The organism is Aliiruegeria lutimaris (assembly GCF_900099935.1).
In the GTDB taxonomy this organism is placed as follows: domain Bacteria; phylum Pseudomonadota; class Alphaproteobacteria; order Rhodobacterales; family Rhodobacteraceae; genus Tropicimonas; species Tropicimonas lutimaris.
Genome location: NZ_FNEK01000037.1, coordinates 1 through 25,406 on the forward strand (window position 1 = coordinate 1; position 25,406 = coordinate 25,406).

General features: G+C 63.7%; 21 protein-coding genes. 5 read left to right on the top strand and 16 right to left on the bottom strand.

The window, feature by feature from the left end; translation table 11 throughout:
• Positions 1-415: 415 nt before the first annotated feature.
• The gene (locus BLR85_RS16665; protein ID WP_093158668.1) at positions 416-1,381 is read right to left on the bottom strand and encodes a Gfo/Idh/MocA family protein; all 966 of its coding nucleotides are present in this window, start codon (positions 1,379-1,381) and stop codon (positions 416-418) included.
• A 227-nt stretch (positions 1,382-1,608) separates the two neighbouring features.
• On the opposite strand from BLR85_RS16665, the gene BLR85_RS16670 reads away from it, so the two are divergent.
• Positions 1,609-3,522 carry a PHA/PHB synthase family protein gene (locus tag BLR85_RS16670; RefSeq protein WP_244520757.1) on the top strand — a complete coding sequence of 638 codons (1,914 nt, stop codon included), beginning with the start codon at positions 1,609-1,611 and terminating at the stop codon, positions 3,520-3,522.
• Between the two features lie 259 nt (positions 3,523-3,781).
• Here the strand turns inward: BLR85_RS16670 and BLR85_RS16675 are convergent, their stop codons facing one another.
• The gene (locus BLR85_RS16675; RefSeq protein WP_170844607.1) at positions 3,782-5,596 is read right to left on the bottom strand and encodes a M3 family oligoendopeptidase; all 1,815 of its coding nucleotides are present in this window, start codon (positions 5,594-5,596) and stop codon (positions 3,782-3,784) included.
• 206 nt (positions 5,597-5,802) lie between these two features.
• A complete protein-coding gene (locus BLR85_RS16680; RefSeq protein WP_093158677.1) occupies positions 5,803-6,390 on the bottom strand; it encodes a riboflavin synthase in 588 nt (195 codons plus the stop codon).
• A gap of 223 nt (positions 6,391-6,613) precedes the next feature.
• Between BLR85_RS16680 and BLR85_RS16685 the strand changes: the two genes are divergently transcribed.
• The 3 genes from BLR85_RS16685 (at position 6,614) to BLR85_RS16695 (ending at position 11,212) form a co-directional block, all read left to right on the top strand.
• Positions 6,614-7,900 carry a capsule biosynthesis protein gene (locus tag BLR85_RS16685; RefSeq protein ID WP_093158843.1) on the top strand — a complete coding sequence of 429 codons (1,287 nt, stop codon included), beginning with the start codon at positions 6,614-6,616 and terminating at the stop codon, positions 7,898-7,900.
• Between the two features lie 128 nt (positions 7,901-8,028).
• Entirely contained in the window at positions 8,029-9,159 is a 1,131-nt protein-coding gene (locus BLR85_RS16690) for a polysaccharide biosynthesis/export family protein (protein WP_425284489.1), read from the top strand.
• Between the two features lie 10 nt (positions 9,160-9,169).
• Complete coding sequence (locus BLR85_RS16695) at positions 9,170-11,212, top strand: capsular polysaccharide biosynthesis protein (protein ID WP_093158682.1); 2,043 nt, start codon at positions 9,170-9,172, stop codon at positions 11,210-11,212.
• Between the two features lie 4 nt (positions 11,213-11,216).
• Here BLR85_RS16695 and ribD read toward each other — a convergent pair whose 3' ends face one another.
• The 13 genes from ribD to BLR85_RS16760 all read right to left on the bottom strand — a co-directional run bounded on the left by ribD (position 11,217) and on the right by BLR85_RS16760 (position 24,646).
• Positions 11,217-12,296, bottom strand: coding sequence for a bifunctional diaminohydroxyphosphoribosylaminopyrimidine deaminase/5-amino-6-(5-phosphoribosylamino)uracil reductase RibD (ribD, locus tag BLR85_RS16700; RefSeq protein ID WP_093158852.1), 1,080 nt, complete (start codon positions 12,294-12,296; stop codon positions 11,217-11,219).
• A 29-nt stretch (positions 12,297-12,325) separates the two neighbouring features.
• On the bottom strand, positions 12,326-12,793 hold the full coding sequence (gene nrdR, locus BLR85_RS16705) for a transcriptional regulator NrdR (RefSeq protein WP_093158685.1): 468 nt from the start codon (positions 12,791-12,793) through the stop codon (positions 12,326-12,328).
• A 138-nt stretch (positions 12,794-12,931) separates the two neighbouring features.
• Entirely contained in the window at positions 12,932-13,348 is a 417-nt protein-coding gene (locus tag BLR85_RS16710; RefSeq protein WP_093158690.1) for a secondary thiamine-phosphate synthase enzyme YjbQ, read from the bottom strand.
• Between the two features lies 1 nt (position 13,349).
• Positions 13,350-13,796 carry a hypothetical protein gene (locus tag BLR85_RS16715; RefSeq protein WP_093158696.1) on the bottom strand — a complete coding sequence of 149 codons (447 nt, stop codon included), beginning with the start codon at positions 13,794-13,796 and terminating at the stop codon, positions 13,350-13,352.
• 8 nt (positions 13,797-13,804) lie between these two features.
• Positions 13,805-14,233 carry a hypothetical protein gene (locus BLR85_RS16720; protein WP_093158701.1) on the bottom strand — a complete coding sequence of 143 codons (429 nt, stop codon included), beginning with the start codon at positions 14,231-14,233 and terminating at the stop codon, positions 13,805-13,807.
• 201 nt (positions 14,234-14,434) lie between these two features.
• Positions 14,435-14,707, bottom strand: coding sequence for an HlyU family transcriptional regulator (locus tag BLR85_RS16725; protein ID WP_093158705.1), 273 nt, complete (start codon positions 14,705-14,707; stop codon positions 14,435-14,437).
• Positions 14,708-14,719: 12 nt separating this feature from the next.
• On the bottom strand, positions 14,720-16,723 hold the full coding sequence (rpoD, locus tag BLR85_RS16730; protein WP_093158709.1) for an RNA polymerase sigma factor RpoD: 2,004 nt from the start codon (positions 16,721-16,723) through the stop codon (positions 14,720-14,722).
• A 126-nt stretch (positions 16,724-16,849) separates the two neighbouring features.
• Positions 16,850-18,847, bottom strand: a complete 1,998-nt coding sequence (gene dnaG, locus BLR85_RS16735) for a DNA primase (protein WP_093158714.1) — start codon at positions 18,845-18,847, stop codon at positions 16,850-16,852.
• Between the two features lie 270 nt (positions 18,848-19,117).
• The gene (locus BLR85_RS16740) at positions 19,118-19,678 is read right to left on the bottom strand and encodes a sarcosine oxidase subunit gamma (RefSeq protein WP_093158718.1); all 561 of its coding nucleotides are present in this window, start codon (positions 19,676-19,678) and stop codon (positions 19,118-19,120) included.
• Complete coding sequence (locus tag BLR85_RS16745) at positions 19,675-22,602, bottom strand: sarcosine oxidase subunit alpha family protein (RefSeq protein ID WP_093158721.1); 2,928 nt, start codon at positions 22,600-22,602, stop codon at positions 19,675-19,677. The genes BLR85_RS16740 and BLR85_RS16745 overlap by 4 nt, the downstream gene beginning before the upstream one ends.
• On the bottom strand, positions 22,599-22,865 hold the full coding sequence (locus BLR85_RS16750) for a sarcosine oxidase subunit delta (RefSeq protein ID WP_093158726.1): 267 nt from the start codon (positions 22,863-22,865) through the stop codon (positions 22,599-22,601). Before BLR85_RS16750 ends, BLR85_RS16745 begins: the two co-directional genes overlap by 4 nt.
• 4 nt (positions 22,866-22,869) lie before the next feature.
• On the bottom strand, positions 22,870-23,415 hold the full coding sequence (locus tag BLR85_RS16755) for a hypothetical protein (protein ID WP_093158731.1): 546 nt from the start codon (positions 23,413-23,415) through the stop codon (positions 22,870-22,872).
• Positions 23,393-24,646: a sarcosine oxidase subunit beta family protein gene (locus BLR85_RS16760; RefSeq protein WP_093158736.1), complete on the bottom strand. Its 1,254-nt coding sequence runs from the start codon at positions 24,644-24,646 to the stop codon at positions 23,393-23,395. Before BLR85_RS16760 ends, BLR85_RS16755 begins: the two co-directional genes overlap by 23 nt.
• A 175-nt stretch (positions 24,647-24,821) precedes the next feature.
• Between BLR85_RS16760 and BLR85_RS16765 the strand changes: the two genes are divergently transcribed.
• Entirely contained in the window at positions 24,822-25,106 is a 285-nt protein-coding gene (locus tag BLR85_RS16765; protein ID WP_093158740.1) for an SH3 domain-containing protein, read from the top strand.
• Positions 25,107-25,406: the final 300 nt, after the last annotated feature.

Below are 25,406 nucleotides of genomic sequence, written 5' to 3' on the forward strand. Positions count from 1 at the left end.
TAAAGACGCTTTGTAAATACAGCGTGCCACAACAGAACCTCCCGGATTCCGTCCTGTCATAACTCACAACCCATTGAATTCATTGAAGCCGGCCAAGCCAAGGACACCAAATCGCGCCTCCAACTGTCGAACTTGGGGGGCTTCGTGACATTTGCGCCGCCCGTCTTGGAGCGTTTGCGGGACCCGATCGCGCGTCAGGGCACACGGTCGTTGGCGCCCTGCCAGGTATCGAGGGCGCCCATCCCTTCCAAGACGAAATTGCCAATCTTGACCGGCAGGAGGTGGCCGGGCACCGGTTGATCGGGCTGCAGCATCTTTGACCGCGACCGTTCACCAAATGCACCGAAGTTCAATCCCGGCCTCTCTAACCCCCTGTCAATTTCAGGCATTTCACCGAAAATAAACCGACCCTTTCTCAAGGTGCCGGGTCGGCGGCGAAGATCATGTCCATGGCGGCTTGCGTTCCGCGGCTGAATTCGAGCGGGCACGGATAGGGCGCGCCAGATCGCAGGCTTTCTCCAAAATTCTCCACCTGGAGCACGTAATGGTTCACGCCCGGCCAGCGCTCGACACGCGTCTGGTGGCCGGTGATCAACTCCAGTTGCGCCTCGCCATGGACATTTGCGTTGAACGGGAACGCCAGGCGTATCAACCCGGCATCGCCGTGGAAGACCATCTCCTGATAGGGCGCGAGCCGGGTCGAGAGCATCATGCTCATCTCGAAGGAGGGGAATTTCAGCAGGCTGTGTGATGTCGTGTCATAACCGTCCACCCAGGTGATGCTCGCATGGGCTGACACAGGCTCTTCGCCAGAGACGAAGCGCGCTGTCCCAAGCGTATAGACCCCGATATCGCGCAGCGCCCCGCCACCGGTGACTGCTTGGTTGCGGATATTGGCAGGGTCGGGATTGTTGTAGGAGAAAGCGCCGTGGACATGCTGCAACTGTCCGATCGCACCTTCGGCCACGAGCGCTTTTGCCCGCTGCCATTGCGGGTGATGAACAACCATATAGGCCTCGGCGGCCAGCAGGCCGGCAGCATCGCGCGCTGCGATAAGCTGGTCGAAATCCGCTTCGGCGAGCGCAATGGGCTTTTCGCACAGCACCGCCTTGCCGGCGGCGAGGACTTTCTTCGTCCATTCGACATGGAGGTTGTTGGGCAGCGGAATATAGACCGCGTCGATCTCCGGATCGTCCAGAAGCGCGTCATAGCTTGCATGCACCCGGATACCGGGGAAAAGCGCTTCGAACTCGGCGGCTTTATCGGGTGAACCGGTTGCCAGCGCGGCGAGTTGTGCGCCGCGGGCGGCGTGGATCGCCGGTCCCATGTATTCACGGGCGAATTTCGACGCCCCCAGGATGCCCCATCGGATGATCTTCATGCCGAACTTCCTTCCGTATCTGGCCTGCCCCCGGCCGGACGGCGCGGGCGCTGCAACACATTCGGTCACTCTGCGGGTCATGTCAAAACACAGCCGCCTGCCGCGGGAGTGTCGCTTCGCCACGCCCTTGCCCGATCTGACGGCACAAGGCGCGCCCGTCCGCGAAACTCGGCAAGATGTTGCGCTAACGGTGAAGCTTCGTCGCAGTTACATTGGAAAAATTCCAGATGATAACCATCTACGCTGCATTGCGGCGCTCCGACTCGGCAGTGCAGCATCACGGCGAATATCACGAGGTATCCATGACGAGCACTCCCACCGCCAAGACCCGGACCTCCGCCGAGGCTCCGGCAACGTCCGCCGCTCCGGCCGCGAACGTGCCGGCCAGACCCGCGCCGAAGCCCAAGGTTCCCAGCCTCGCCGCGCCTCAGGCCGCCAAGCGGCGATACCAGAATATCGACCGTTCGATCCGCGCCAAGAATGCGCAGCTGACCAATGGCGTTTCCGTTAATGCCTCCCACGCTGCGTGGATGGACTGGGCCAAGCACATCGCCCAAGCCCCCGGCCGCCAGCAGGAATTGGCTGAGAAAGCCGTAGAGAACACCCGCAAGCTCTGGCTTGGCATGATGGGCCTGAGCGGTGGCTTCGAGCCGCGCAAGGGCGACAACCGCTTTACCCATGAAGGCTGGAACACGCCGCCCTACAATGCCTGGAAGCAGAGCTACCTCGCGCTGGAAGACTGGTGGACCGCCGCCACGACCGAGGTGCGCGGCATGCGGCACAAGTCCAGCGATCGCGTTGCGTTCCAGACGCAGCAGATGCTGGATGCGATCTCGCCCTCGAATTTCCCGCTGACCAACCCGGAAGTGATGTCGAAGACATTGGAGACCGGCGGCGAGAACCTGGCGACCGGCGCCCGCAACTTCTTCGAAGATTTCGTGCGCGAGATCTCGCACGAGAAGGAGCCGATGCCGGAGGAATTCCGGATCGGTGAAAACATTGCCTGCACGCCGGGCGAGGTGGTGTTCCGCAACGAACTGATGGAGCTTATCCAATACACGCCGACCACGCCGAAGGTGCATGCCGAGCCGATCCTGATCGTGCCGGCCTGGATCATGAAGTATTACATCCTGGACCTCAGCCAGAAGAACTCGCTCATCCGGTATCTCGTCTCGCAGGGCTATACGGTCTTCTGCATCTCCTGGGTCAACCCGGATGCAAGCTATGCCAATGTGGGGCTGGATGATTATCGGAAAGACGGGGTGATGGCGGCGCTGGACGCGGTCACCGCCATCGTGCCGGACCAGAAGGTGCATGCCTGCGGCTATTGCCTCGGTGGCACGATCCTGTCGATTGCCGCAGCGACGATGGCCCGCGACGATGACGAACGGTTCGCATCGGTCTCCCTGCTGGCCGCACAGACCGACTTCACCGAGGCCGGCGAGGTGATGATGTTCCTCGACGAGAGCCAGATCGCCTATCTCGAAGACATGATGTGGGACCAGGGCTATCTCGACCAGGACCAGATGGCCGGTGCCTTCCAGGCGCTGAGGGCCGAGGACCTGATCTTTGCCCGCGCCATCCGCAAATACCTGCTGGGCGAACAGGAGAAGGCGTTCGACATCTCGGCCTGGAACGCGGATGCGACCCGGATGCCCTACAAGATGCATTCGGAATACCTGCGCGCGCTCTTCCTCGAGAACCGGCTTTCGGGCGGGCGTTACGCCGTCGAGGGCAAGGTCATCGCCCTGCGGGACATCGCGGCGCCATTCTTCGTTGTCGGCACCGAGAAAGATCACATCGCACCCTGGAAATCGGTCTACAAGATCGGGCTTTTCAACGGCGCCAAGCACACATTCGTGCTGACCTCTGGCGGGCATAATTCCGGCATCCTGTCACGGACGGGCCACCCGCGCCGTCACTATCGCATCGGGCATCGCGCGGAAGAATATCACTACATGGATCCCGATACCTGGCTGGCCAATCACGACGTGCAGCAGGGCTCCTGGTGGGAGGAATGGGAAACCTTCCTCAGCGGCCACAGCTCGAAGGAGATGGTCGACCCGCCGTCGATGGGTGCGCCCGACAAGGGCCTGCGCCCGCTCGGAGCGGCGCCCGGAACATATGTGTTCCAGCAATAAGGGACGCCACGCTTCGAGAAGAACACTCCCCGGAGGCGCATGAACGATCCTGCGGATCGTGCCTCCGGCGGGGATATTTTGCGTCAGAAGAAACGCCGGACCGTCCTCTGAATTCTTCTGACTCAAAATATCCTGGGGGGAGCGCTCACCAGAGCGCGTGGGGGGGCAAAGCCCCCCGCCTGTCATTCCGCCCCGGGCGAGCGGCAAGTCCGTTTGGCCAATGCTGATCGTTTCATGAGTCGGCAATTGGAGGAAGAGCTCAGCCTTCCATCGCCTCCAACTGGTCGATGAAGCCCGAGATCATGCTCAACCCCTTGTCCCAGAATTTCGGATCCGTCGCGTCCAGCCCGAAAGGCGCCAGCAACTCCTTGTGGTGTTTCGATCCCCCCGCCTTGAGCATCTCGAAATATTTCTCCTGGAACCCCGGATCACCCTCCTCGTAGACCGCATAGAGCGCGTTCACCAGCCCGTCGCCGAAAGCGTAGGCGTAGACGTAGAAGGGCGAGTGTACGAAATGCGGGATGTAGGACCAGAAGGTCTCGTAGCCATCCATGAAGCAGAATGCCGGCCCGAGGCTCTCGCCCTGCACCGACATCCACAGCGCGTTGATATCCTCTGGCGTCAGTTCTCCGTGACGGCGCGCCTCGTGCAGCTTGCACTCGAAATCGTAAAACGCGATCTGGCGGACGACCGTGTTGATCATGTCCTCCACCTTGCCGGCCAGCAGCACCTTGCGTTTCGCATCGTCCTTGGTGTCGTCGAGCAGCTTGCGGAAGGTCAACATCTCGCCAAAGACGGAGGCCGTCTCGGCCAGCGTGAGGGGCGTCGAAGACAGCAACTCGCCCTGCCCCGCGGCCAGCACCTGGTGCACGCCGTGGCCCAGTTCATGCGCGAGCGTCATCACGTCGCGCGGTTTGCCGAGATAGTTCAGCATCACGTAAGGGTGCACCTCGACCACGGTCGGATGCGCGAACGCCCCCGGAGCCTTGCCCGGCTTCACGCCGGCATCAATCCAGCCCTTGTTGAAGAACGGCTCGGCGATCTCGGCCATGCGCGGCGAGAAGCCGGCATAAGCGCCCAGAACGGTCTCCTTCGCCTCCGCCCAGGAGATCGTGCGCTTGTCCTCCATCGGCAGCGGCGCATTGCGGTCCCAGACTTCGAGAATATCCAGACCCATCCATTTGCGCTTGAGATCGTAATAGCGATGCGACAGGCGCGGATAGGCTTCCACCACGGCGTTGCGCAGCGCCTCGACCACCTCGGGCTCCACGTGGTTGGCCAGGTGGCGCGAGGTTTGCGGGCTGGGCATGCCGCGCCAGCGATCCTCGATCTCCTTCTCCTTGGCCAGCGTGTTGTGGACGCGGGAGAAGAGTTTGACATTGGAGCCGAAGACCCGCGCCAGCTCGCGCGCGGCCCCTTCCCGCTTGGAGCGATCTTGTTCGGTCAGGAAGTTGAGCGTGGATTCGAGGTTATACGTCTCGCCCTCCAGCTCGAATTCCAGCGCGGCCATGGTCTCGTCGAACAGCCTGTTCCAGGCGGCCGCGCCAACCGTCGACTGGTCATGCAGGAATTTTTCCAGCTCGTCCGAGAGTTGGTAGGGCTTCATCGCCCGCAGGCGGTCGAAGATGGGCTTGAAGCGGAAGAGATCGTCATTCTCATCCAGCAACCGCTCCAGGTGCTCATCCTCCAACCGGTTGATCTCCAGCGTGTAGAAAACCAGCGGCGTGGTGAAATTGGTGATCTTCTCCTGGCAATTACCAAGGAACTGCGCCCGCTCGCCATCGGTCGTGTTCTGGTAGTAGCGCAGGCCCGCAAAGGACATGATGCGCCCGGCGACTATGTCGATCTTCTCGTAGCGCAGCACGCAATCGAGCAGCCCCTTCGCGTCCAGATCTGCAAGCTTGCCCTCGTAATCCTCTGCGAACGAGAGGCAGGCCGCCTCCAGCCAGTCCATGTCCCGCTTGAGCTCCGGCGCATCCGCACCGGCATAGAGATCGGTCAGATCCCAATCCGGCAGCTCGCCGAAATCCCCTGCGGCGGAGAGGTCGGCATCAAGGACGGGGGTGGGAGACATGGTTTGCATCGGAACCTCGTTGCTGAGCTGTCCGACGAATAAATGGACATATTCACCCGGGTTCAACCGAAAACGCCGTCAAGAACACCGAAAGCATGCGGCGCTTTGGGCATCACCTATGCGCACCGCAGGAAAATGCTTCCTGTGGACGCAACGCCAGCGGCGGAGCGTCGGCTTGAGACCGGGTTCGCGGAGTTGCGCGCCGATCAGACCGTTTCTGCAAGCCGGGCGACATACCGCGCCAGCGTGTCGATTTCCAGGTTGATCAGGTCCCCGACGGCTGCCTCTCCCCAGGTGGTGACTTCCTTGGTGTGCGGGATGAAGTTGACGCCGAAATCGGCCCCATTGACCTCGTTCACGGTCAGCGAGGTGCCATTCAGCGCCACGGAGCCCTTGGGCGCGATGAAACGGGCGAGGCCCGCCGGGGCGCGGAAGGTCACGCGGGTGCTGTCGCCTTCATCCGCCATGGCCACGATCTCGGCGGTGCCATCGACATGGCCCGACACGATATGCCCGCCCAGCTCGTCGCCCACTTTCAGCGCACGTTCGAGATTGATCCGTCCGCCTTCCTTCCAGCCGCCGATATTGGTCTTGGACACGGATTCGGCCGAGATGTTCACGTCGAACCAATCCGCCCCCTTCTCGATCACCGTCAGGCAGACGCCATTGCAGGCAATCGACGCGCCCAGGTCGACGCCCGCCATGTCATAGGACGTGCCGATCCGCACGCGCAGGTCGCCGCGCTTTTCCAATTGCCTGATTTCGCCGATGTCGGTCACGATGCCGGTGAACATGGGTTCGACTCCTGTTGATCGTCACCAGCAGGTAACGGGACGCTCGCGCGCGGGCAAGAGGGCCCGGGCGCGCCATAGCGGCGCTGCCCCCGCGACAGAAGACACAGCCGCGATGGAATTATGCAGAAAATTCAACGAACGCGTGACAAACCGGCCCGGAAAGCCGAAACCGTCTGGAAGAACCAAGGATGGGATTGCAGAGGTGACCGGGGTGCAGACCCATATGCGCCGAGGCGGCGAATGCCGGTTCCTGTTCCTGCAGGGGCCGCATGGGCCGTTCTTCCAGCAACTCTCCGAACAGCTCCGCGCCTCGGGAGCCGAGGTCTTCCGGGTCGGCTTCAATGCCGGGGACGAAGCATTCTGGAAAGAGCGGCAAAACTTCATCCGTTACAACGAACCCGCCGGGAACTGGCCCGACAGGTTCGCCGAGATCCTCACGCAAAAAGCGATCACCGATCTTGTCCTCTATGGCGATGTCCGGCCGATCCATGCCCATGCCGTGGCCATAGCCAAGGCGCGCGGGATCACCGTGCATGTGTTCGAGGAAGGCTATCTGCGCCCCTACTGGGTGACCTATGAGCGCGGCGGATCGAACGGCAATTCGCGGCTGATGTCGCTGGAGCTGGACGAGATGCGCGCGGCGCTCGAACAATCCGACGTGGAATTGCCCGGCGTGCCCGCGCATTGGGGCGACATGCGCCAGCATGTCTGGTTCGGCGCGCTCTATCACTGGCATGTCATGTTCCGGAACCGCCACTACACGCATTTCCGGCCACACCGCTCGCTGCCCGTGACCCGGGAGTTCCAGCTGAATCTCAACCGCTTGCTGTTGATGCCGGCGCATTGGCTGGACCGGAAACTGGCCACCCATCGCATCTCGCATGGCTGTTTCCCCTATCACCTCGTGCTGTTGCAGCTCGAGCATGATTCAAGCTTCCAGGAGCATGGCCCCTTCGAGACGATGACGGATTTCCTCGAAATCTGCATTCGCGGCTTTGCCGAGGGCGCGCCGAAACATCACCATCTCGTCTTCAAGGCGCACCCGCTCGAAGACGGGCGGACGCCGCTGCGCAAGGATGTCCTGCGGCTGGCGCGGGAGCACGACGTCCCGGACCGGGTGCATTACGTGCGTGGCGGCAAGCTGGCCGCGCTGCTCGATCACGCACGCTCTGCGGTGACCGTCAACTCGACCGCGGGACAGCAGGCGCTCTGGCGCGGCCTGCCGATCCGTGCCTTTGGCAAGGCCGTGTATGCAAAGCCGGAATTTGTCTCGACCCAGCCGATCGGAGCCTTTTTCGCCCACCCGACGAAACCGGACAGCCGCGCCTATCGAGATTACCGCTCCTACCTGCTCGAAACCTCCCAGATCACGGGCGGCTTCTACTCGGCGGACGGGCGACGCCAGCTCCTGCGGCAAGTGGTCGACATGATGCTCGCCCCGCTCGACCCGTATGACGCGCTTGCGACCGGCACCGCCGCACCGCGTCATCAACTCCAGAGCGCAAGCTGAGAAACCTGCCGAACGCGGCGTGGAGGCAACACTTGCCGGCGGCCTGAAGCTCGGGCTTCCTTTTTTATCGGAGTCTTGTAGGGTTAGCCGCAAAACTTGAGGCAAAATCCGTTTAAGGAGCCCGAGCAGTGAAAAGAACGACATCCCGCTGGGCCCGCATTGCGGCCCTGTTTTTCATGGCATGTGCCGTGGGAGCCTGTGGCTTGCCACGTTCGGGTCCCGGCAAGAAGGAAATCTTTTCCGGATCCGTGATGAAGGAAGGCGACGCCTTTGTCGTCTCCGTAAATGATCGCGTCACCCGCGCCACGTCCGTGACCCCGGTCCTCGGGTTTTCCAGCGACTTTCTGAATGCCGGACAAGTCGGATCCGACACGATCCGCTCCGGGGATACGCTGGCGCTGACAATCTGGGAAAACGTGGATGACGGGCTGCTCGCCGATCAGGGCAATTCGGCCACCCTGCTCGAAGAGGTGCAGGTGGATGGCTCCGGTTTCATCTTCGTGCCCTATGCCGGCCGCATCAAGGCCTCCGGCAACACGCCCGAACGGCTGCGCCAGATCATCACCGAGAAGCTCGACGCCCAGACGCCCGACCCGCAGGTTCTCGTGACCCGCGCCGCCGGCGACGGGGCGACGGTTTCGGTCATGGGTGGCATCACCAAGCAGGGCGTCTATCCTATTTCCCGCCCGACACGCACGCTCTCCGCGATGATCGCGCTTGCCGGCGGCGTGACCGTACCCACCGAAATCGCCCAGATCACCGTGTCGCGCGGCAGCCAGACCTCCAAGATCTGGTTCGACGATCTGCATACCGATCCGCGGCTCGATATCGCCCTTCGCGGCGGCGACCGCATCCTGGTCGAGGAAGACAAGCGCGCCTTCTCCGTGCTCGGCGCCACCGGCACGCAAAACCGCGTCCGGTTCGAGACCCAGACCCTCTCGGCCATCGAGGCCCTGGCCCAGGTGGGCGGCCTGAACTCCAACCTGGCCGATCCGACCGGCGTTTTCGTCTTCCGCAACGAGCCCGAGGCAGTCGCCCGCGCCGTGCTTGGCCGTTCCGACATCATCGGCGATCAGCGCTTCGTCTATGTTCTGGACCTGACCGAGCCGAACGGCATGTTCGAAGCCCGCGACTTCGCCATCCGCGACGACGACACGCTCTACGTGACCGAAGCGCCCTTCGTAAGCTGGCAGAAGACGCTTTCCGCCATCACCGGCACTCTCAACCCGCTGGCAAATTACTCGACATTGGTCAACTAGGATCGGCCCTGTGCGCCAAAGCTTTGATACCGCCGCGGAGACCGCTCCGCGGCGGCTTTTCGTTTACAATGGCGGTTTCCTGAACCGGCGGATCCGGCGGATCCTGGAACTGTCGGGCTGGCAGGTGACAACCGGGCTGCCCGGACCGGAAGACTGGGTCGGCGTCTGGGGGCATAGCCCGACCGCCCATCGCGGCGAGGCCATCGCGGCGCGGCGCGGCGCCCGTATCCTGCGTGTCGAAGACGCCTTTCTGCGATCGATTCAACCCGGTCGCTCGGGCGAGGCACCCGCAGGATTGCAACTTGACCGCCAGGGCGTCCATTTCGATTCCAGCGTTCCATCCGAACTCGAAGAGACCCTTGCCAAGGCCCCTCTGGATGAAACGGGACTGCTTGACCGCGCCCGCGCCTGCATGGCGCGCCTCAAGCAGCTTGAGATCAGCAAGTACAACAGCTTCCGGACAGATCTTGAACCACCTGCCCCGGGCTATGTGCTGGTGATCGACCAAACCCTTGGCGACGCGTCTATCCGCCATGCCGGGGCCTCTGAGACCAGTTTTCGGGAAATGCTGGCGGTCGCACAAATCGAACATCCCGGCCAGCGCATCCTGATCCGCGCCCATCCCGAGACGGCTGCCGGCTACCGGCAGGGACATTTCGGACCCGAGCAGGCGCAGGGCATGGTCGAACTTTCCACCGAACCACATTCGCCCTGGAAATTGCTGGAGGGCGCGGTGGCTGTTTATACCGTCTCCTCGCAGCTCGGTTTCGAAGCCATCCTCGCCGGGCACCGTCCACGCGTCTTCGGCCAGCCATTCTATGCCGGATGGGGGCTGACCGAAGACGAAGCCCCCGTCGCGCGCCGCACGCGCAAGCTGACGCGCGCGCAGCTCTTTGCGGCAGCCATGATCCTCGCCCCGCGCTGGTATGATCCCTATAGAGACAGTCTTTGCTCCCTCGAAGACGCCATTGACGGCTTGGAGGCCCGCATTCGTGCTTTTCGGGAAGACCGGAATGGGTATGTCGCCACCGGCATGCGGTTGTGGAAGCGGAACCATCTGCGCGCGTTTTTCGGCTCCAAGGGCGGGCTCGCCTTCGTCGAGGGACCGCGCGCGGTGGAACGGGCCCGGAAAACAGCACGGCCGCTGCTGTGCTGGGCGGGGCGTCTGGATGAAAAGACCGAAAGTCCGGCAGAAGCCAGCGGCGTTCCGGTGTTCCGGGTCGAAGACGGTTTCCTGCGCTCGCGCGGGCTCGGCGCCGAGTTGGTCCCGCCCCTGTCGCTCGTCCGCGATGACCTCGGCATCTATTACGACCCGACACGCGAAAACCGGCTCGAACGGCTCATTTCTGCATCTGCGGACCTGTCCGAGGCGGACCTGCAACGCGCCGAGCGCCTTCGCCAAAGGCTGATCCGCTCTGCCCTCTCGAAATACAATATCGGCAGCACCGCCCTGCCGGACCTGCCCGAAGGCCATCGCATTCTCGTCCCGGGACAGGTCGAGGACGACGCTTCGATCCGGCTGGGTTGCAACGAGACCAACAGTAACATGGGCTTGCTCAAGGCGGCCCGCGCCGCCAATCCGGACGCAGTGCTGCTCTACAAGCCTCATCCCGATGTCGAAGCAGGCCTGCGCAAGGGCGCGATTGCCGAGGAGGACCTCCGCGGGCTGGCCGATTGCGTGCTGCGCGAGACGGATCCGATGGCCCTGCTCCCGGTGGTGGACGAGGTCTGGACCCTGACCTCGCTCCTCGGCTTCGAGGCACTTCTGCGGGAATTACCGGTCACCTGCCTCGGCGCGCCCTTCTATGCCGGTTGGGGCCTGACGCGTGACCTCGGCCCGGTGCCGGCCCGCCGCGTGGCCCGGCCGAACCTGTCCGGCCTGACGCACGCGACGCTGATCGGCTATCCGCGCTATCGCGACCCGGTGTCTGGCCAGGCTTGTCCCGTGGAAGTGGTCGTCGAGCGGCTCGAGGCAGGGTTTTCACCACATCCACACCGCTTGTTGTCGAAAATCCAGGGGCTTCTGGCGAGCCGAACGACCTTCTGGCGCTGAGCGCTCAGCCCCGCTCTGGACGCCAGACCGCCATGACATCCGGCCCCACGGCCCGCAGGCGATCCAGCCGGAAGCGCGGCGCCTGCGCCAACGCGTCGATCCCCATCGCGCCCAGCCCGGGCAACCCTTCGGCGCCAAGGCCCAGGCCAGCAGTGAAGGTCACGAGTTCATCCACCAACCCGGCATTCAGCAGGGATCCGGCCAGCGATCCGCCGCCCTCGCAGAAAACCCGCGTCAGCCCGGCCTTGCCCAACTCGGCCAGCATCGCCTCGGGCTCCAACTGCCGCCCCTGATGAACCGGCACCGAAACCAGCCGTGCCCCCTGCGCCGCCCACGGGGCTTTCCGGGCCTCCTTCGCGTCCTGCCCGTGGCAGAGCCAGACGGGTGCGGCATCGATCTCGTTGAACAGGCGGCTATCGGTCGGAATGTCGAGACGGCGCGAGGCCACGATCCGCACGGGTTGATGCGCCACGCCCAGCCCGCGCACCGTCAGCGAGGGATCATCTGCCCGCGCCGTGCCCGCCCCCACCAGAACGGCGTCATGGCAGGCGCGCATGCCGTGCACCATGCGCCGCGCCGCGGGGCCCGTTATCCACTGGCTTTCGCCCGTTGCAGTCGCGATCCGGCCATCGAAGGAGCTTGCGAGCTTCAGCGTCACGAAGGGGCGCCCGCGCGTGACGCGCTTCAGGAAGCCTTCATTCGCGCATCGTGCGTCTGCTTCCAGAACGCCCGTCACAACGTCGATCCCCGCACCGCGCAGAATGGCGTGACCGCCGCCTGCCACACGCGGATCGGGATCGGTCATGGCCGAGACAACCCGCGCCACACCGGCAGAAACCAGCGCCTCGGCACAGGGCGGTGTCTTGCCGTGATGGGCGCAGGGTTCGAGCGAGACATAGGCGGTGGCACCGCGCGCGGCCGAGCCGGCCTGTGCCAGCGCCTCGGTCTCGGCATGGGGGCGACCGCCCGGCCGGGTCCAACCCCGGCCAACCACGTGCCCGTCCTTGACGATCACACAGCCAACAGCCGGATTGGGCCAGACACGCCCCAAGCCGCGACGCCCGAGAGCGATTGCATGCGCCATGTAGCGGCTGTCGGCCTCGGCCGGGTCATTCACTCCGTAGAGGTCTCCCCGGGCCGCAACTCGCTGACGAACTTGTCGAAATCGTCCGCCGCCTGGAAATTCTTGTAAACGCTGGCGAAGCGGACATAAGCGACGGTGTCGATCCGGGCGAGCGTTTCCATCACGATCTCGCCGATGATCTTGGAGTCGATATCCGTCTCACCCATGCTTTCGAGCCGGCGGACTATACCAGAGATCATCTGATCGATCCGGTCGGGTTCGAGCGGGCGTTTCTGAAGGGCAATCCGTACCGAGCGTTCGAGCTTGTCCCGATCGAAATCCTCACGCCGACCGTTGGATTTGATCACCACCAGATCACGCAACTGAACCCGTTCATAGGTCGTGAATCGCCCACCACAGGCCGGACAGAACCGCCGCCTGCGAATGGCAACGTGGTCCTCGGCCGGACGGGAATCCTTCACCTGTGTATCGACATTTCCGCAAAACGGGCATCGCATGCGTGTCCCCCTTAAAACTGCCCCTTGGGGTGCAACCCCTTCTTGTTGCAATGACTATAGGGCAGCCTCGACAGCTTGGGTAGAGGATTTATCCACATACCCTATATGGCCCTATCCGGGTGTTGCGAGATTGATTCGTCAGGAAAAATGCAGAGCAACCTGGCGCCGGTGCGGACGGTGGCGATGCTCGAAGAGATAGACCCCCTGCCAGGTTCCCAGCATCATCTGGCCATCCTGCACGGGAATGCCCAGCGTCACCGGCAGCAGGGACGCCTTGATATGGGCCGGCATATCGTCCGGCCCTTCATAGGTATGGCACAGGTAATCCATGGATGGGTCGGTCGCCGGTGGCACGAGGCGTTCCAGAAAGGCCTGCAGGTCCGTCTGAACCTCCGGATCGGCATTCTCCTGGATCAGCAGAGAGGCGGAGGTGTGACGGACCATCAGCGTCAGCAACCCATCCCCGGCACCGATCTGCTGAAGCCAGGCAATCAGGTCGGTGGTAAACTCGTAGAGCCCCGCGCCGACGGTATCGAGTTCAAGGATCTCGGGCATCCTAGAGAAGTCCCCGCTTCCGGAAATCCTGAAGGCTCTTACGGCAAAAAGAAGAGCCATGCGCCGCGCTCAGATGATAGCCTGGTTTGCTGATGGAGACGGAATACCCCTTCTCCTTGTCGCTCAGATCCGGGATGTTGTCATATTTGACGTAGGAGAAGAGTACGGAGTGCCGGCCCTTGCGGGCCTGGCTTGGCCCGAGGCCACGCACGACATAAATCCGGGTCGTATTATGCTCGCGCAAGCCGTAGCGCACGAACTCTCCTGCCGCGCACCAATAATCGGAAGGCCCCGCTGTCGCCTTCTGGAACACCTCGAAATAGCCGGCCCGCGTCGGGTTCGGGGCGGCTTTCATCCAGTTACGGGCCACGAAATCCGCCGAGGCCGACGAGGCGAAGAATGTTGCGCAGAGCAAAAGGAGACTTGGCAGGAATACAGACCGACGCATGGCGCACCCTAATCGTCCAGAACGGTATTGATCCTTGCCCGCCCGCAGAGCGCGGCCGAGTGACCGACGCTTATGCTCTGGCCGACGCGTGGTCCGCCGACATGGAGAAAATCTTCCCCCTGCCCAGCAGGAGCGTTCAATTCGAAAGCAACCGCCAACCGGTTCGCGCGATACTGGCTCCGGTCACGCACACCGGTGACAACAAGCCGATCAGAGTTCCGTGCGTTCAGCCAGCGTTTGGCGAATTCGCCGGCAGCACAGAAATAATCCACCTTGCCAGACCCAGCTTGCGTCAGGACCTCGAAATTGGAACTGGAACCGACGGCCACGAGACCGCTGCTGGTGGCCAACCGGTGCACGGTCTGTGCCGATGCCGGAAGCGCCGAAACGCCAGCAACCACGCAGATGGCAGCGAGGATTTTCCCAGATTTTTGCATCGAACCCATCTCCGATCATCGCGGCGGCCAGACGTAACGGCCCGGCACCCGGAGCCGCACCCCGTCAGGGTCACGAACGCGCCGCCATTCCGCTCCTGTCTGACAGTATCGGAAGGCCACTGCAACTGAGCAGAGTTCACATTTTCAAGCGGAATCATGCAGCCGCAGATTGAGGACCGTCGCGGCTGCACGGCACGGAATTCAGTCGAAAAGCCGCTCGCCTCTCTCGTCGATCATTTGCTTGGCCTTGGACGCGGAAATCTCGGCTGCCTGCACGGGATCGGTGCAGACATCGGCCCGGATCAGCGTATGGCTGCGGGTTTCGCCGCCCACTTCCTTCTCGATGCGGGCGGACACCCGGAAGCCGTTCGCTTCCTTGATGGGCTCCACGAAGATCGCGAAGCCCTTGTAGCTTTCCGGCTCGACCTGCGGCTTGCTGCCGCCGCCACCGAACAGACGCGAAAGAAGCGACATGGCCCCGCCCCCTTACTGGTCCAGGAAGGAGCGCAGCTTGCGCGAGCGGCTCGGATGCTTGAGCTTCCGGAGCGCCTTGGCCTCGATCTGCCGGATCCGTTCGCGGGTCACGCTGAACTGCTGGCCAACCTCTTCCAGCGTGTGGTCGGTATTCATACCGATGCCGAAGCGCATCCGCAGAACCCGCTCCTCGCGCGGCGTGAGCGAGGCCAGAACCCGCGTCGTCGTCTCCTTCAGGTTCTCCTGAATGGCGGAGTCCAGCGGCAGGACGGCGTTCTTGTCCTCGATGAAATCGCCAAGCTGGCTGTCCTCCTCGTCGCCGATCGGCGTTTCGAGGGAGATCGGTTCCTTGGCGATCTTCATCACCTTGCGAACCTTTTCCAGCGGCATCTGCAGCTTTTCCGCCAATTCTTCCGGCGTCGGCTCGCGGCCGATCTCGTGCAGCATCTGGCGACCGGTCCGGACCAGCTTGTTGATCGTTTCGATCATATGCACCGGGATACGGATCGTGCGCGCCTGGTCGGCAATCGAGCGGGTGATGGCCTGACGGATCCACCATGTCGCGTAAGTCGAGAACTTGTAGCCGCGGCGGTACTCGAATTTGTCAACGGCCTTCATCAGGCCGATATTGCCTTCCTGGATCAGGTCCAGGAATTGCAGGCCGCGGTTGGTGTATTTCTTGGCAATCGAGATCACGAGCCGCAGGTTTGCCTCGACCATTTCCTTCTTGGCCTGGCGGGCTTCCTTCTCGCCTTTTTGCACCTGCTGAACGATGCGGCGGAATTCCGGGATATCCACACCGACATAGGTGCCGACCTGCGCCATCTCGGCCCGCAGTTCTTCGATCTTGTCCGAGGAGCGCTCGAACAGCGCTGCCCAGCCGCGACCGGGCTTTTCGGCCATCCGGTCCATCCAGGTCGGATCCAGTTCGTAGCCCTTGTAGGCCTCGATGAATTCCCGGCGGTTGATGCGGGCCTGGTCGGCCAGCTTCACCATGTTGGAATCGATGGACATGATCTTGCGGTTGATGCCGTAGAGCTGGTCCACCAGCGCTTCGATCCGGTTGTTGTGCAGGTGAAGCTCGTTCACCAACTCGACGATCTCGGCACGCAGCTTCTGGTAGGTGGCTTCCTCGGTGGTCGAGAAGGAGCCATCCTCGTTCAGCGTCGCCGACATCCGCGCGTCCTGCATCTCCTCCAGGTCAGTGAAGTCGCGGGCAATACGGTCGAGGATGTCGAGCACTCTTGGCTTGAGCGCGGCCTCCATCGCGGCGAGCGACATGTTGGCCTGTTCGTCCTCGTCCTCGTCATCGTCAGTCTTGATGACATTGCCGTCCGCGTCGTATTCCGGCTCGTCCGACTTCGTCTCCGAGCCGCTCGCGTCGACGTTCAGGTTCTCGACAACCGGCGCTTCGTCGGCGTCTTCCTCCAAACCACGGCCGAAGGTCGTTTCCAGATCGATCACGTCGCGCAGCAGGATCTCCTCGGAGAGAAGTTCCTCGCGCCAGATCGTGATGGCCTGAAAGGTCAGCGGGCTCTCGCAGAGCCCGGCGATCATCGTGTTGCGACCTGCCTCGATACGCTTGGCAATCGCGATCTCGCCTTCGCGCGACAGAAGCTCCACCGAGCCCATCTCGCGCAGGTACATGCGCACCGGATCATCGGTGCGGTCGAGCTTTTCGGTCTCGCTCGTGGCGACGGCCACTTCGCGCGAACTCGAGGTTTCGACGACCTCGGTCGAGCCGCTCTTCTTGTTGCCGTCCGAGGAGTCATCATCCTCGGCTTCCTCGCCCTCGATGACATTGATGCCCATCTCGGAGAGCATCGACATCACGTCCTCGATCTGTTCCGAGGAAACCTGGTCCGGCGGCAACACCTGGTTGAGCTGGTCATAGGTGATGTATCCACGCTCACGCGCTTCTGCGATCATCTTCTTGACCGCGGTCTGGCTCATGTCGAGCGATACTTCCTGCTCACCATCATCTGGCTTGCGGTCTTCGGTGTCCTTGGCGGCCATCTAGAACTCCTGTCTCGCGGGCGGGTGATTCGTCGCGATTCGAATCATTCCGAATCATTAGCGCTCAAAACGCCGATTTCCACCGGCATATCTATCCGGGGGCAGAATGGAAAGCCCGCCCCGTCTCTACTCGCTGCCCTTGGGACCCTCGTCTTCGCCCGAGAAGCCGATTGCCTTGAGCAGCCTGTCCAGATCCGAGCGCTCGTCCCGGTCGATACGGGCACCGTTCTCGGCAATGTCAAAATCGGCCCTGTCGCCGTCGCTGTTATTCGTAGCCATCTCACGCGCCCTAGCCGAAAGCGACAGGCGGCGATCAATCCACTCCTCGGGTGCGTCCGCGAACCCGGCGACAGCCTCGTCGACCTCTCGCCGGGTGCCGCGCAGGGCGGCAAGCTTGGCGATCTCTTCGCCAAGGCACAGGCGGGCCAGTTCGGCATCCCCGGGTTTTCGCAACGACGGAGCCAAGGACACATGGCGCTCCCCCCGCAACCTTTCAAGGGTGCCGGGATCCAGCGTCTCGGCGATCCGCGTTTCGATCTGGGTCGCCGTGTCCTCCGGGCCACAGCCGAGCAGGACGGCGGCAAGCGCCGAGTGGCCCTCGCCGTCGAAATGCATTTCTTCCAGAACATGCGAATACTCATCGAGCAGCGCGGGCGTCGCGATCAGCGTCGCCAGGATGACGGCTTCGCGCCGCACCAGCGCGGTGTTCTCGTCGGTGCCGACAAGAACGGAACTGCGCGTGCCCTGCATCGGCGAGGCGGCCGGCTTGATCTTGCGCCCGCCGGGTTGCCAAGGCCGCTCGGGCCGGGATTGGCCAGCGGTCGGGGCACCGTTGCCAAAGCCGAAAAGCTCTGCCCTGAGCCGCCGCATCTCCTCGGCATAGTGGTTCCGGATCCCCGGATCCCTGATCAACTTGATGAGCGCGCGGAGTTGCTTGTCGAGCGCGGCGCGGCGTTCGGGGCTGTCGAGCACCTTGCCCTCGGTCTCCCGCCGCCAGAGCAGCGTGACCATCGGCACGGATGCATCGAGCAGCGCCTGCATTGCCTCCGCGCCCTTCGCCTTGAGCAGGTCGTCGGGGTCCTGCCCTTCGGGCAGCAGGCAGAAGCGCAGCGACTGGCCCGCCTCCAGAAGTGGCAGCGCCACGTCGATCAGGCGCATCGCCGCGCGCAGACCGGCAGTGTCGCCATCGAGCGCGATCACCGGTTCAGGATCGATCCGCCACATCAGCCGCAACTGGTCCTCGGTAATCGCGGTGCCGAGCCCGGCCACCGTGGCGCCGAAACCGGCCTCGCTGAGCGCGATCACGTCCATGTAGCCCTCGGCCACGATCAGCGGCGCGCCCTTGCCGGCGGCCTCCCGCGCGGGGCCGTGATTGTAAAGGCTGCGCCCCTTGTCAAAGAGCGCCGTCTCGGGAGAGTTCAGGTATTTGGCATTGTCGGACGGGTCCATCGCGCGCCCGCCAAAGGCGACGGCGCGGCCGCGCGCATCGCGGATTGGGAACATGATCCGGTTACGGAAGGTGTCATAGGGCTCGCGCCCCTTGTCCGACGGTTTGGCCAGCCCGCAACCAAGGATCAGGTCGGCCGCGATCCCCTTGGCAGTCAGGTGGTTCCAGAGGTTCTGCCAGCCCGGGGGAGCGAAACCGATCTCCCAGCGTTCCAGCGCCTGGAGCGATAGCCCCCGCTTGCCGGTCAGGTAGCTGCGCGCCTCGCTGGCTGCGCCTGTCTGAAGCTGCAGACGAAAGAACTTCACCGCCTCTTCCATGACTTGCGCGAGCTGCGTGCGCCTGTCGGCTTTTTCCTGCGCCTTCGGGTCACGGGCCGGCATCTGCATGCCCGCTTCCTGGGCGAGGATTTCGAGGGCCTCCATGAAGGAGACATTTTCCGTTTCCTGGACGAATTTTATCGCGTCGCCCTTCTCGTGACATCCGAAGCAGTAATAATAGCCCTTGCGGTCATCCACGTGGAAAGAGGCGGTCTTTTCCTGGTGGAATGGGCACGGAGCCCAGAGATCGCCCTTCGCCTGGTTGGACTTGCGCGCGTCCCACATGACCTTTCGACCCACGACCTGCGCAAGCGAGGTGCGGGAGCGAAGCTCGTCAAGGAATCCGGGTGCCAGGGACATTAGGGGAATATCGCCCCGGCGCGGAGGCAAGTCCAGATGTCCCGGTTAGAGGTCGTGCCTTTTCTGTGGACAAGGTGAATGACGACCCGCCGAAGGAGGGGGCGCTGCCCCCGTGGTAGTGAGCGACGACTCCCCCGGGATATTTTCGGGAAAGAGGAAGACGAGCAGGAAAAGAAGTTGGTTGCACGTTCGGAGGGCAGAAAGCCGGCCGTAGGCCGACGCCGCGCAGCGGCGCCACCGCCGCACGGCCTCTGGCCGGCGCCCCCCCACTCAAGCGTGTGCTGTTGGTATCTTCTCTCGCGCAGCCGTGGAACGCATCGCGGTCTCGATCTCGTGCCTGACGGTTTCGCTCATTGAGCGCATGACGAAGATTTCGAAACCGTTCTCGATGGCGACGAGGAGCACAGGCACATGACCCAGCAGGCTCCGCGCCGTTCGTCCCCGCGGGAAATGCGAGGGTCTGAGGTCAAGCGGCGTCAGGCGCGCCAGGACCTGCGCCGCACTGGCCCCGCCGAGACGCATCGCGGCCCAGCCGTCGGTCTGATCGACGACGGCGGCGCATTTCTCGATTGCTGCGGACGGGTGCGGACCGATCAGCAGCGCCTGCGCCCGGCCCGACCACAGGATCCGCCCGGCCGTGCTCTCACGGCTTTCGCCCGGACCGGGAAAACTCATTGAACAAGCCGATTGCAGGGCGTGGGAGAGAGCGGTTTCTTCCCCCGGATAGGGTGCGACCCAGGTGACGCGGCCAAGCGCGACCGTGCTCAATTGCAGATTTCCGTGGCGCAGCTCCTGCCCGTCGAGCGCCCTTTGCGGTGTCAGAACGGTCATCGCATGCGCCCTCCTTCGGGATCGAAAAAGACCGGATCGCAGACATCGCAGGCCACATCCACGCCGCGCAGGTGATCAACCAGCCGAAGCCTCTCGCCGTGCCGGGCACGGCCCTGGCGCAGGAAACCGAGCGCGATATGCCGCTCAAGGGTGGGAGACCAGGCCGAAGAGGTCACGTAGCCTTGGTCATTGATGCGCTCTGGGGCGGCATCCGGCGCGAAGAGATGCGCCCCCGCCGGCAGGCCGATCTCGCGGGAACGGGAGATCAGCCCGACAAGTTGCTCGCGGCCTTCGTCGCACAGACCCGGCCGCTCCGACGCGGACCTGCCGATGAAATCCTTCTTGCGCGACAGCATTTTCTGCAACCCGAGATCGAAGGCCGTCGTCCGCCCGTGCATCTCGGCATGGGTCAACAAGCCTTTCTCGATCCGCAGCACGTTGAGCGCCTCCATCCCGTAGGGTCCGCCGCCGAAGCCTTCCGCCTGTGCCAGCAGCAGGCGCCAGAGGCTCGCCCCCACTCGTGTCGGCACTGCCAGTTCGAAAGCCATCTCGCCCGAGAAGGAGATCCGGAACAGCCGTGCCTCAACGCCCCCCACCCGAACCGCACCGCAGGCCATGAAGGGGAACTGCTCCGGGCGCAGCGGGTTGTCGAGAACCGTGTTCAATACCTCCAGCGCGCGAGGACCGGCGATGGCAAACTGCGCCCAACTGTCCGTGGTGGAGGTGAAGCGCAGTCTCGCCCGCGGCAGGAAGCATTGCTGCACCATCTCCAGATGCGCCATCACCTGCCCGGCGGCCGCGGTGGTGGTGGTCATCACCCAATGGTTTTCCGACAGCCGCGCCGTCGTGCCATCATCCATTACGTGGCCGTCTTCGCGCAGCGTGATCCCGTAGCGCACGCGGCCGGGTTTCAGTCGTGAAAAACCGTTGGCGTAGACGAAATCGAGAAACAGGCCCACATCCGGCCCCTGAAGCTCGATCTTGCCAAGGGTGGAGACATCGCAGATGCCCACGGCGCTGCGCACCATCCGCACCTCGCGATCACAGCTTTCGCGCCATGTCGTCTCGCCCGGCGCGGGAAAATAGCTGGGCCGATACCACAGCCCGGCCTCGATCATCGGCGCGCCGCGGGCAAGGCAGGCGGCATGGGACGGCGTGAAACGTTCCGGCGCGAAACCCTTGCCCTGCGCACCGGCCCCCAAGGCGCCAATGGGCAGCGGCGCGTAGGGTGGGCGGTAGATTGTCGTGCCGGTGGCCGCGATTGAGCGCCCCGTCGCATCGGCCAGGATCGCGAGCGCGTTGACGTTGGAGCTCTTGCCCTGGTCCGGTGCCATCCCCTGCGTCGTGTAGCGCTTCATGTATTCGACGCTGTCATAGCCCTCTTGCGCCGCGCCCTTCACATCCTTGGCTGTGACGTCGTTCTGGAAATCGAGCCAGGCGCGCGCCCTACCCTCCACCAACCAGAGCGTCTTGCCGGATCCCGCCTGGTTCTCGGCTTCCGGCAGCAACCAATCCGGGGCTGCGACCCCGAGTGTTGCAAGCGCCTCGCCCGCCGCGCGCTTGCCTTCGGAAAGGCAGCCAGAGGTATCGAAGACGCCATTGGCCGCACCTGCCGCGAACAGGCCGGGCACCGCGCCCGGACGGGGCACGAAAGCCTCGATCGTTTCGTCCCAACGGGGGCGTCCGTCCATGTGGCAACTCAGATGGAGCGACGGGTTCCAGCCGCCGGAGATGGCCAGCACATCGGCGGCGAGGGACGTGGTGCCGCTTGCGGACTGGACCTGCACCTGCCGCAGCCCGTGCCGCCCGCGCGTTCCGACGACGCGCGCCTCCGAGAATACCGGATAGTCCCCTTTGGGAAGTTCCGAACGCGGGTCGATGACGCCGGCGATCTCCATCCCGGCTTCCTGCAAGTCCCGCGCGGTACGGTGGGCATCGTCGTTGCAGGCAAAGAGCGCCGCCTTTCGACCCGGCGACACGCCGTAGCGATTGACGTAGGATCGCAGCGCCCCCGCCATCATGATCCCGGGCCGGTCGTTATCCGGGAAGGCGATGGGGCGCTCGATGGCGCCGGCCGCGAGCACGGCGGCCCGGGTCGCGATCCGCCAGAAACAATCCAGCGGCAGGTCCTTCGACCGCGCGCCGAGATGTTCCGACACCCGCTCATGCGCGGCGTAGACACCTCCATCATAGGCGCCGGCAACGGTCGTGCGCGACATGATCCGGACGTTGTCCATCTGCGCGAGGCGCGCGAGTGTCGCCGCGACCCAGTCGGCCGCGGGTTTGCCGCCGACACGCTCCTGCTCCGTCAGTAACCGTCCGCCGGGTTCGCTGCTTTCATCGGCCAGGATCACGTCCACGCCAGCCTCGCCTGCCACGAGCGCCGCCATCAGCCCGGCCGGACCGGCCCCGATCACCAGCAGGTCGCAATGGGCAAAGGCCTTTTCGTGCCGCGCCGGGTCCGGGTCTGTCGTCAGCCGCCCCGGCCCTGCCGCGTGGCGGATGGCCGGCTCGTAGAGCCGCTCCCAGAAGCTCCGGGGCCACATGAATGTCTTGTAGTAGAATCCCGCGCCGAGGAAGGGCGCAAGGAGGTCATTGCACGCGAGCAGGTCCGCCGAGAGGCTGGGCCAGCGGTTCTGGCTATGCGCTTCCAGCCCTTCGTGCAATTCCTGAACGGTGGCGCGGACATTGGGTACCATGGCCGCGCCGGAGCCGATCTCCATCAGGGCGTTCGGCTCCTCGGAACCAGCGGTCATCACCCCGCGCGGGCGATGATATTTGAACGAGCGCCCCATGAGCCGGATGTCATTGGCCAGCAGCGCCGAGGCGAGCGTATCGCCCGGATGCCCCGTCAGCAGCTTTCCGTCGAAGGAGAAGGGCAGCGAAACGGACCGGTCGATCCGCCCGCGACTGGCGAGCCTCATGCCCCGGCCTCCTCTTCGGCCAGACGCGCCCCGCTCACCTCGTGGGTGAGCGTGTTGCGCTCCACCACGAGCCATGCCCCGCAGCCCGAACCATGCCACCAGAGTTCGCGCGTAGGTCCTGCCGGGTTGTCGCGCAGGTGGAGGTAATCGTTCCATGCGTCCAGCCCGGCGCCTACGTCGGGGCGATGCAAGGTGACCGCCGCCCCTTTCGGCGTGAATTCCCGCAGATCGCGCGCACCACAGAGCGGACAAGGTATCAACATGCGCTCACCATTTGTTCATGCATACGTTCTGATCGACCCGGTTCAGCCGGAAGAGAACGTTGTCATTGCCCTCGGCGGTCAGTTCGGCCGGCGGTTGGTCGCTCGACCAGTCCGGTTCCTCCAAGACGATTCCGGTGGTTCGCAAGGTCAGTCCGGATGCCTGCCTCTTGACGATTTCCATCGCTCCGCCATCGCCTTCGATCACACACCGGGTACCGGCCGGTTCCAACATTTCCGCGCCCGCGACAGCCGACAGGCAGCGCAGCGGCTGCCCATATTCGACACCGGGCTCGAAATTCCTGCCGCCAATTCCCTGATCGGCAAACCGCACCCAGACATTCATCCAATGATGCCAGTCGGCAGCCTCGGTGGGATCCTGGACCAGTGCGACCGTAATGCGGCGCACGGATTGGGCCGGATGGCGGAGCAGGTGATCGTCGCTGTAGAGGCGGTCGTAGCACTCGACAACGGAACCATCGGCAAGGCCCGCGGAAGACGCAAACAGCACTGCGCAGAACGCCCCGGCGCTAGTGGAGATTGTGCTGGGCACCAGTCCCCTCCTCGTCCATCAATCCGAATCCGGTTTCAAACCGGCTCAGCTTGTAGCGGGCGGCGGCGTCATGCGGCCGGTCCGTCGCCATCAGATGCGCAAAGCAATTGCCGGAGCCCGGGACGGCCTTGAAACCGCCATAGCACCAGCCGCAATTGAGGTAGAGGCCGCGAATACCGGTGCGGTCGATGATCGGCGAGCCATCGGGCGACATGTCCATGATCCCGCCCCAACTGCGCAGCAGCCGCGCCTTGCCGAGCATCGGCATCAGCGTCATGCCCGCTTCCATAACGTGCTCCACCATCGGCAGGTTCCCCCGGCTGGCATAGGAGGGGTAGAAATCGAGATCGCCGCCAAAGACCAGCCCGCCCTTGTCCGACTGGCTGATATAGAAATGCCCCATCCCATAGGTGACGACATGATCGATCACAGGCTTCAGCCCCTCGGTGACGAAGGCCTGCAGCACGTGGCTCTCGATCGGCAGGCGCATCCCCGCCATTGCCGCCACGCGACTGGAATTGCCCGCGACAACGATTCCGATCTTCTTGGCACGAATGGCACCGCGCGTGGTCTGAACGCCAGTGACATGGCCGTTCTGGATGTCGATTCCGGTCACCTCGCAATTGTCGATCAGGTCCACGCCACGCTGGTCCGCCCCCCGCGCGAAGCCCCAGGCGACTGCATCATGCCGCGCCGTACCGCCGCGCGGGTGGTAGAGCCCGCCATAGATGGGAAAGCGCGTCTGGTCGAAATCGAGATAGGGCAGCATCTGCCGGCAATCGCCCCGGTCGAGCAGGATCGCATCGTCGCCCTGGTTGATCATCGCGTTGCCCCGGCGCGCGGCCGCGTCACGCTGGCCGTCGGAATGGAACAGGTTGATGACGCCGCGCTGCGAGTGCATCACGTTGAAATTCAGCTCCTGCTCCAACCCCTCCCAGAGCTTCAGCGAATGCGAGTAGAACTCGGAATTTCCCGGCAGCCCGTAATTGGCGCGCACGATGGTCGTGTTGCGCCCGACATTGCCGCCGCCGAAATAGCCCCTTTCCAGAACGGCCACGTTGCTCTGCCCGTGCACGGCAGCCAGGTAGTAGGCGGTGGCAAGCCCGTGCCCGCCCCCCCCAATAATGATGATGTCGTAGGATGGCTTGGGATCGGGCTTGCGCCAGGCACGTTCCCAGCGCCGGTTCCCCGTCAGCCCCTGCTTCAGGATCTGCAGCGCGCTGTAGCGCATCCCGGCCCTCCCTTTTGTTGCGTCCAGAAAAGCAACTCCGCCCCGGCAATGCAATCTTCCTGCGCGACACGGCGCGTCCGGGCTGCGACACGTCCCGCCTCAGCCATGTCTCGCGGTTGCATGAATCGGCTACCTGCGAGAAACTGGCGCAAATACAAAAACACAGAGCAGTCCAATGAAACCACTCTATCTCGCGACCACGATCGCCTTCTTGCTGTCGAGCCTGCCGGCCATGGCCGCGTCCCTCTCCGAGGTGGCGGGCGTCGCCGAAGACGACATGCTCAAGCTGCGATCGGGCCCGGGGCTGGGCTATCGCGTCGTGGTCGGGCTTCCCAACGGCACCATCGTGCGCAATTACGGCTGCGACCGGGTTGGAGGAACACCCTGGTGCAAGGTTTCGCTCCGCGACGTGCGCCAACTCAAGGGATACGTGTCAGGGCACTACCTCAAAGATCGCTGAGACTGGTCGCCCCCCCTGGCATCGTCAGGCTGCCAATGGGCCGATAGCCGGGCAAAACCTCCGATTTCAGGGGCGTCCCCACATTTCGGACATATATCGCCAGATCGTCGCCATGGTTCGGCCGTTTTTCACGCGGTGATTCGGCCTCAATTCGGGCCGACTTGACGTGACCGGGAGACAATCCCGAAGGTCATTTGCGATCGTCTTCAGCCAGGAAACCGCCCCGGGAGGCACACCAAAGCGCAACTAATTGATTCAAAACAGTATTTCAATTTTCATTAATCATTTAGGCAGGTTCTT

What these genes read in the sequence shown, in the direction of transcription:
- BLR85_RS16665 (WP_093158668.1), bottom strand. Translation starts at nt 1,381, where the DNA reads ATGAAGATCATCCGATGGGGCATCCTGGGGGCGTCGAAATTCGCCCGT.
- BLR85_RS16670 (WP_244520757.1), top strand. Translation starts at nt 1,609, where the DNA reads ATGATAACCATCTACGCTGCATTGCGGCGCTCCGACTCGGCAGTGCAG.
- BLR85_RS16675 (WP_170844607.1), bottom strand. Translation starts at nt 5,596, where the DNA reads ATGTCTCCCACCCCCGTCCTTGATGCCGACCTCTCCGCCGCAGGGGAT.
- BLR85_RS16680 (WP_093158677.1), bottom strand. Translation starts at nt 6,390, where the DNA reads ATGTTCACCGGCATCGTGACCGACATCGGCGAAATCAGGCAATTGGAA.
- BLR85_RS16685 (WP_093158843.1), top strand. Translation starts at nt 6,614, where the DNA reads ATGCGCCGAGGCGGCGAATGCCGGTTCCTGTTCCTGCAGGGGCCGCAT.
- ribD (WP_093158852.1), bottom strand. Translation starts at nt 12,296, where the DNA reads ATGGCGCATGCAATCGCTCTCGGGCGTCGCGGCTTGGGGCGTGTCTGG.
- nrdR (WP_093158685.1), bottom strand. Translation starts at nt 12,793, where the DNA reads ATGCGATGCCCGTTTTGCGGAAATGTCGATACACAGGTGAAGGATTCC.
- BLR85_RS16710 (WP_093158690.1), bottom strand. Translation starts at nt 13,348, where the DNA reads ATGCCCGAGATCCTTGAACTCGATACCGTCGGCGCGGGGCTCTACGAG.
- BLR85_RS16715 (WP_093158696.1), bottom strand. Translation starts at nt 13,796, where the DNA reads ATGCGTCGGTCTGTATTCCTGCCAAGTCTCCTTTTGCTCTGCGCAACA.
- BLR85_RS16720 (WP_093158701.1), bottom strand. Translation starts at nt 14,233, where the DNA reads ATGCAAAAATCTGGGAAAATCCTCGCTGCCATCTGCGTGGTTGCTGGC.
- BLR85_RS16725 (WP_093158705.1), bottom strand. Translation starts at nt 14,707, where the DNA reads ATGTCGCTTCTTTCGCGTCTGTTCGGTGGCGGCGGCAGCAAGCCGCAG.
- rpoD (WP_093158709.1), bottom strand. Translation starts at nt 16,723, where the DNA reads ATGGCCGCCAAGGACACCGAAGACCGCAAGCCAGATGATGGTGAGCAG.
- dnaG (WP_093158714.1), bottom strand. Translation starts at nt 18,847, where the DNA reads ATGTCCCTGGCACCCGGATTCCTTGACGAGCTTCGCTCCCGCACCTCG.
- BLR85_RS16740 (WP_093158718.1), bottom strand. Translation starts at nt 19,678, where the DNA reads ATGACCGTTCTGACACCGCAAAGGGCGCTCGACGGGCAGGAGCTGCGC.
- BLR85_RS16745 (WP_093158721.1), bottom strand. Translation starts at nt 22,602, where the DNA reads ATGAGGCTCGCCAGTCGCGGGCGGATCGACCGGTCCGTTTCGCTGCCC.
- BLR85_RS16750 (WP_093158726.1), bottom strand. Translation starts at nt 22,865, where the DNA reads ATGTTGATACCTTGTCCGCTCTGTGGTGCGCGCGATCTGCGGGAATTC.
- BLR85_RS16760 (WP_093158736.1), bottom strand. Translation starts at nt 24,646, where the DNA reads ATGCGCTACAGCGCGCTGCAGATCCTGAAGCAGGGGCTGACGGGGAAC.
- BLR85_RS16765 (WP_093158740.1), top strand. Translation starts at nt 24,822, where the DNA reads ATGAAACCACTCTATCTCGCGACCACGATCGCCTTCTTGCTGTCGAGC.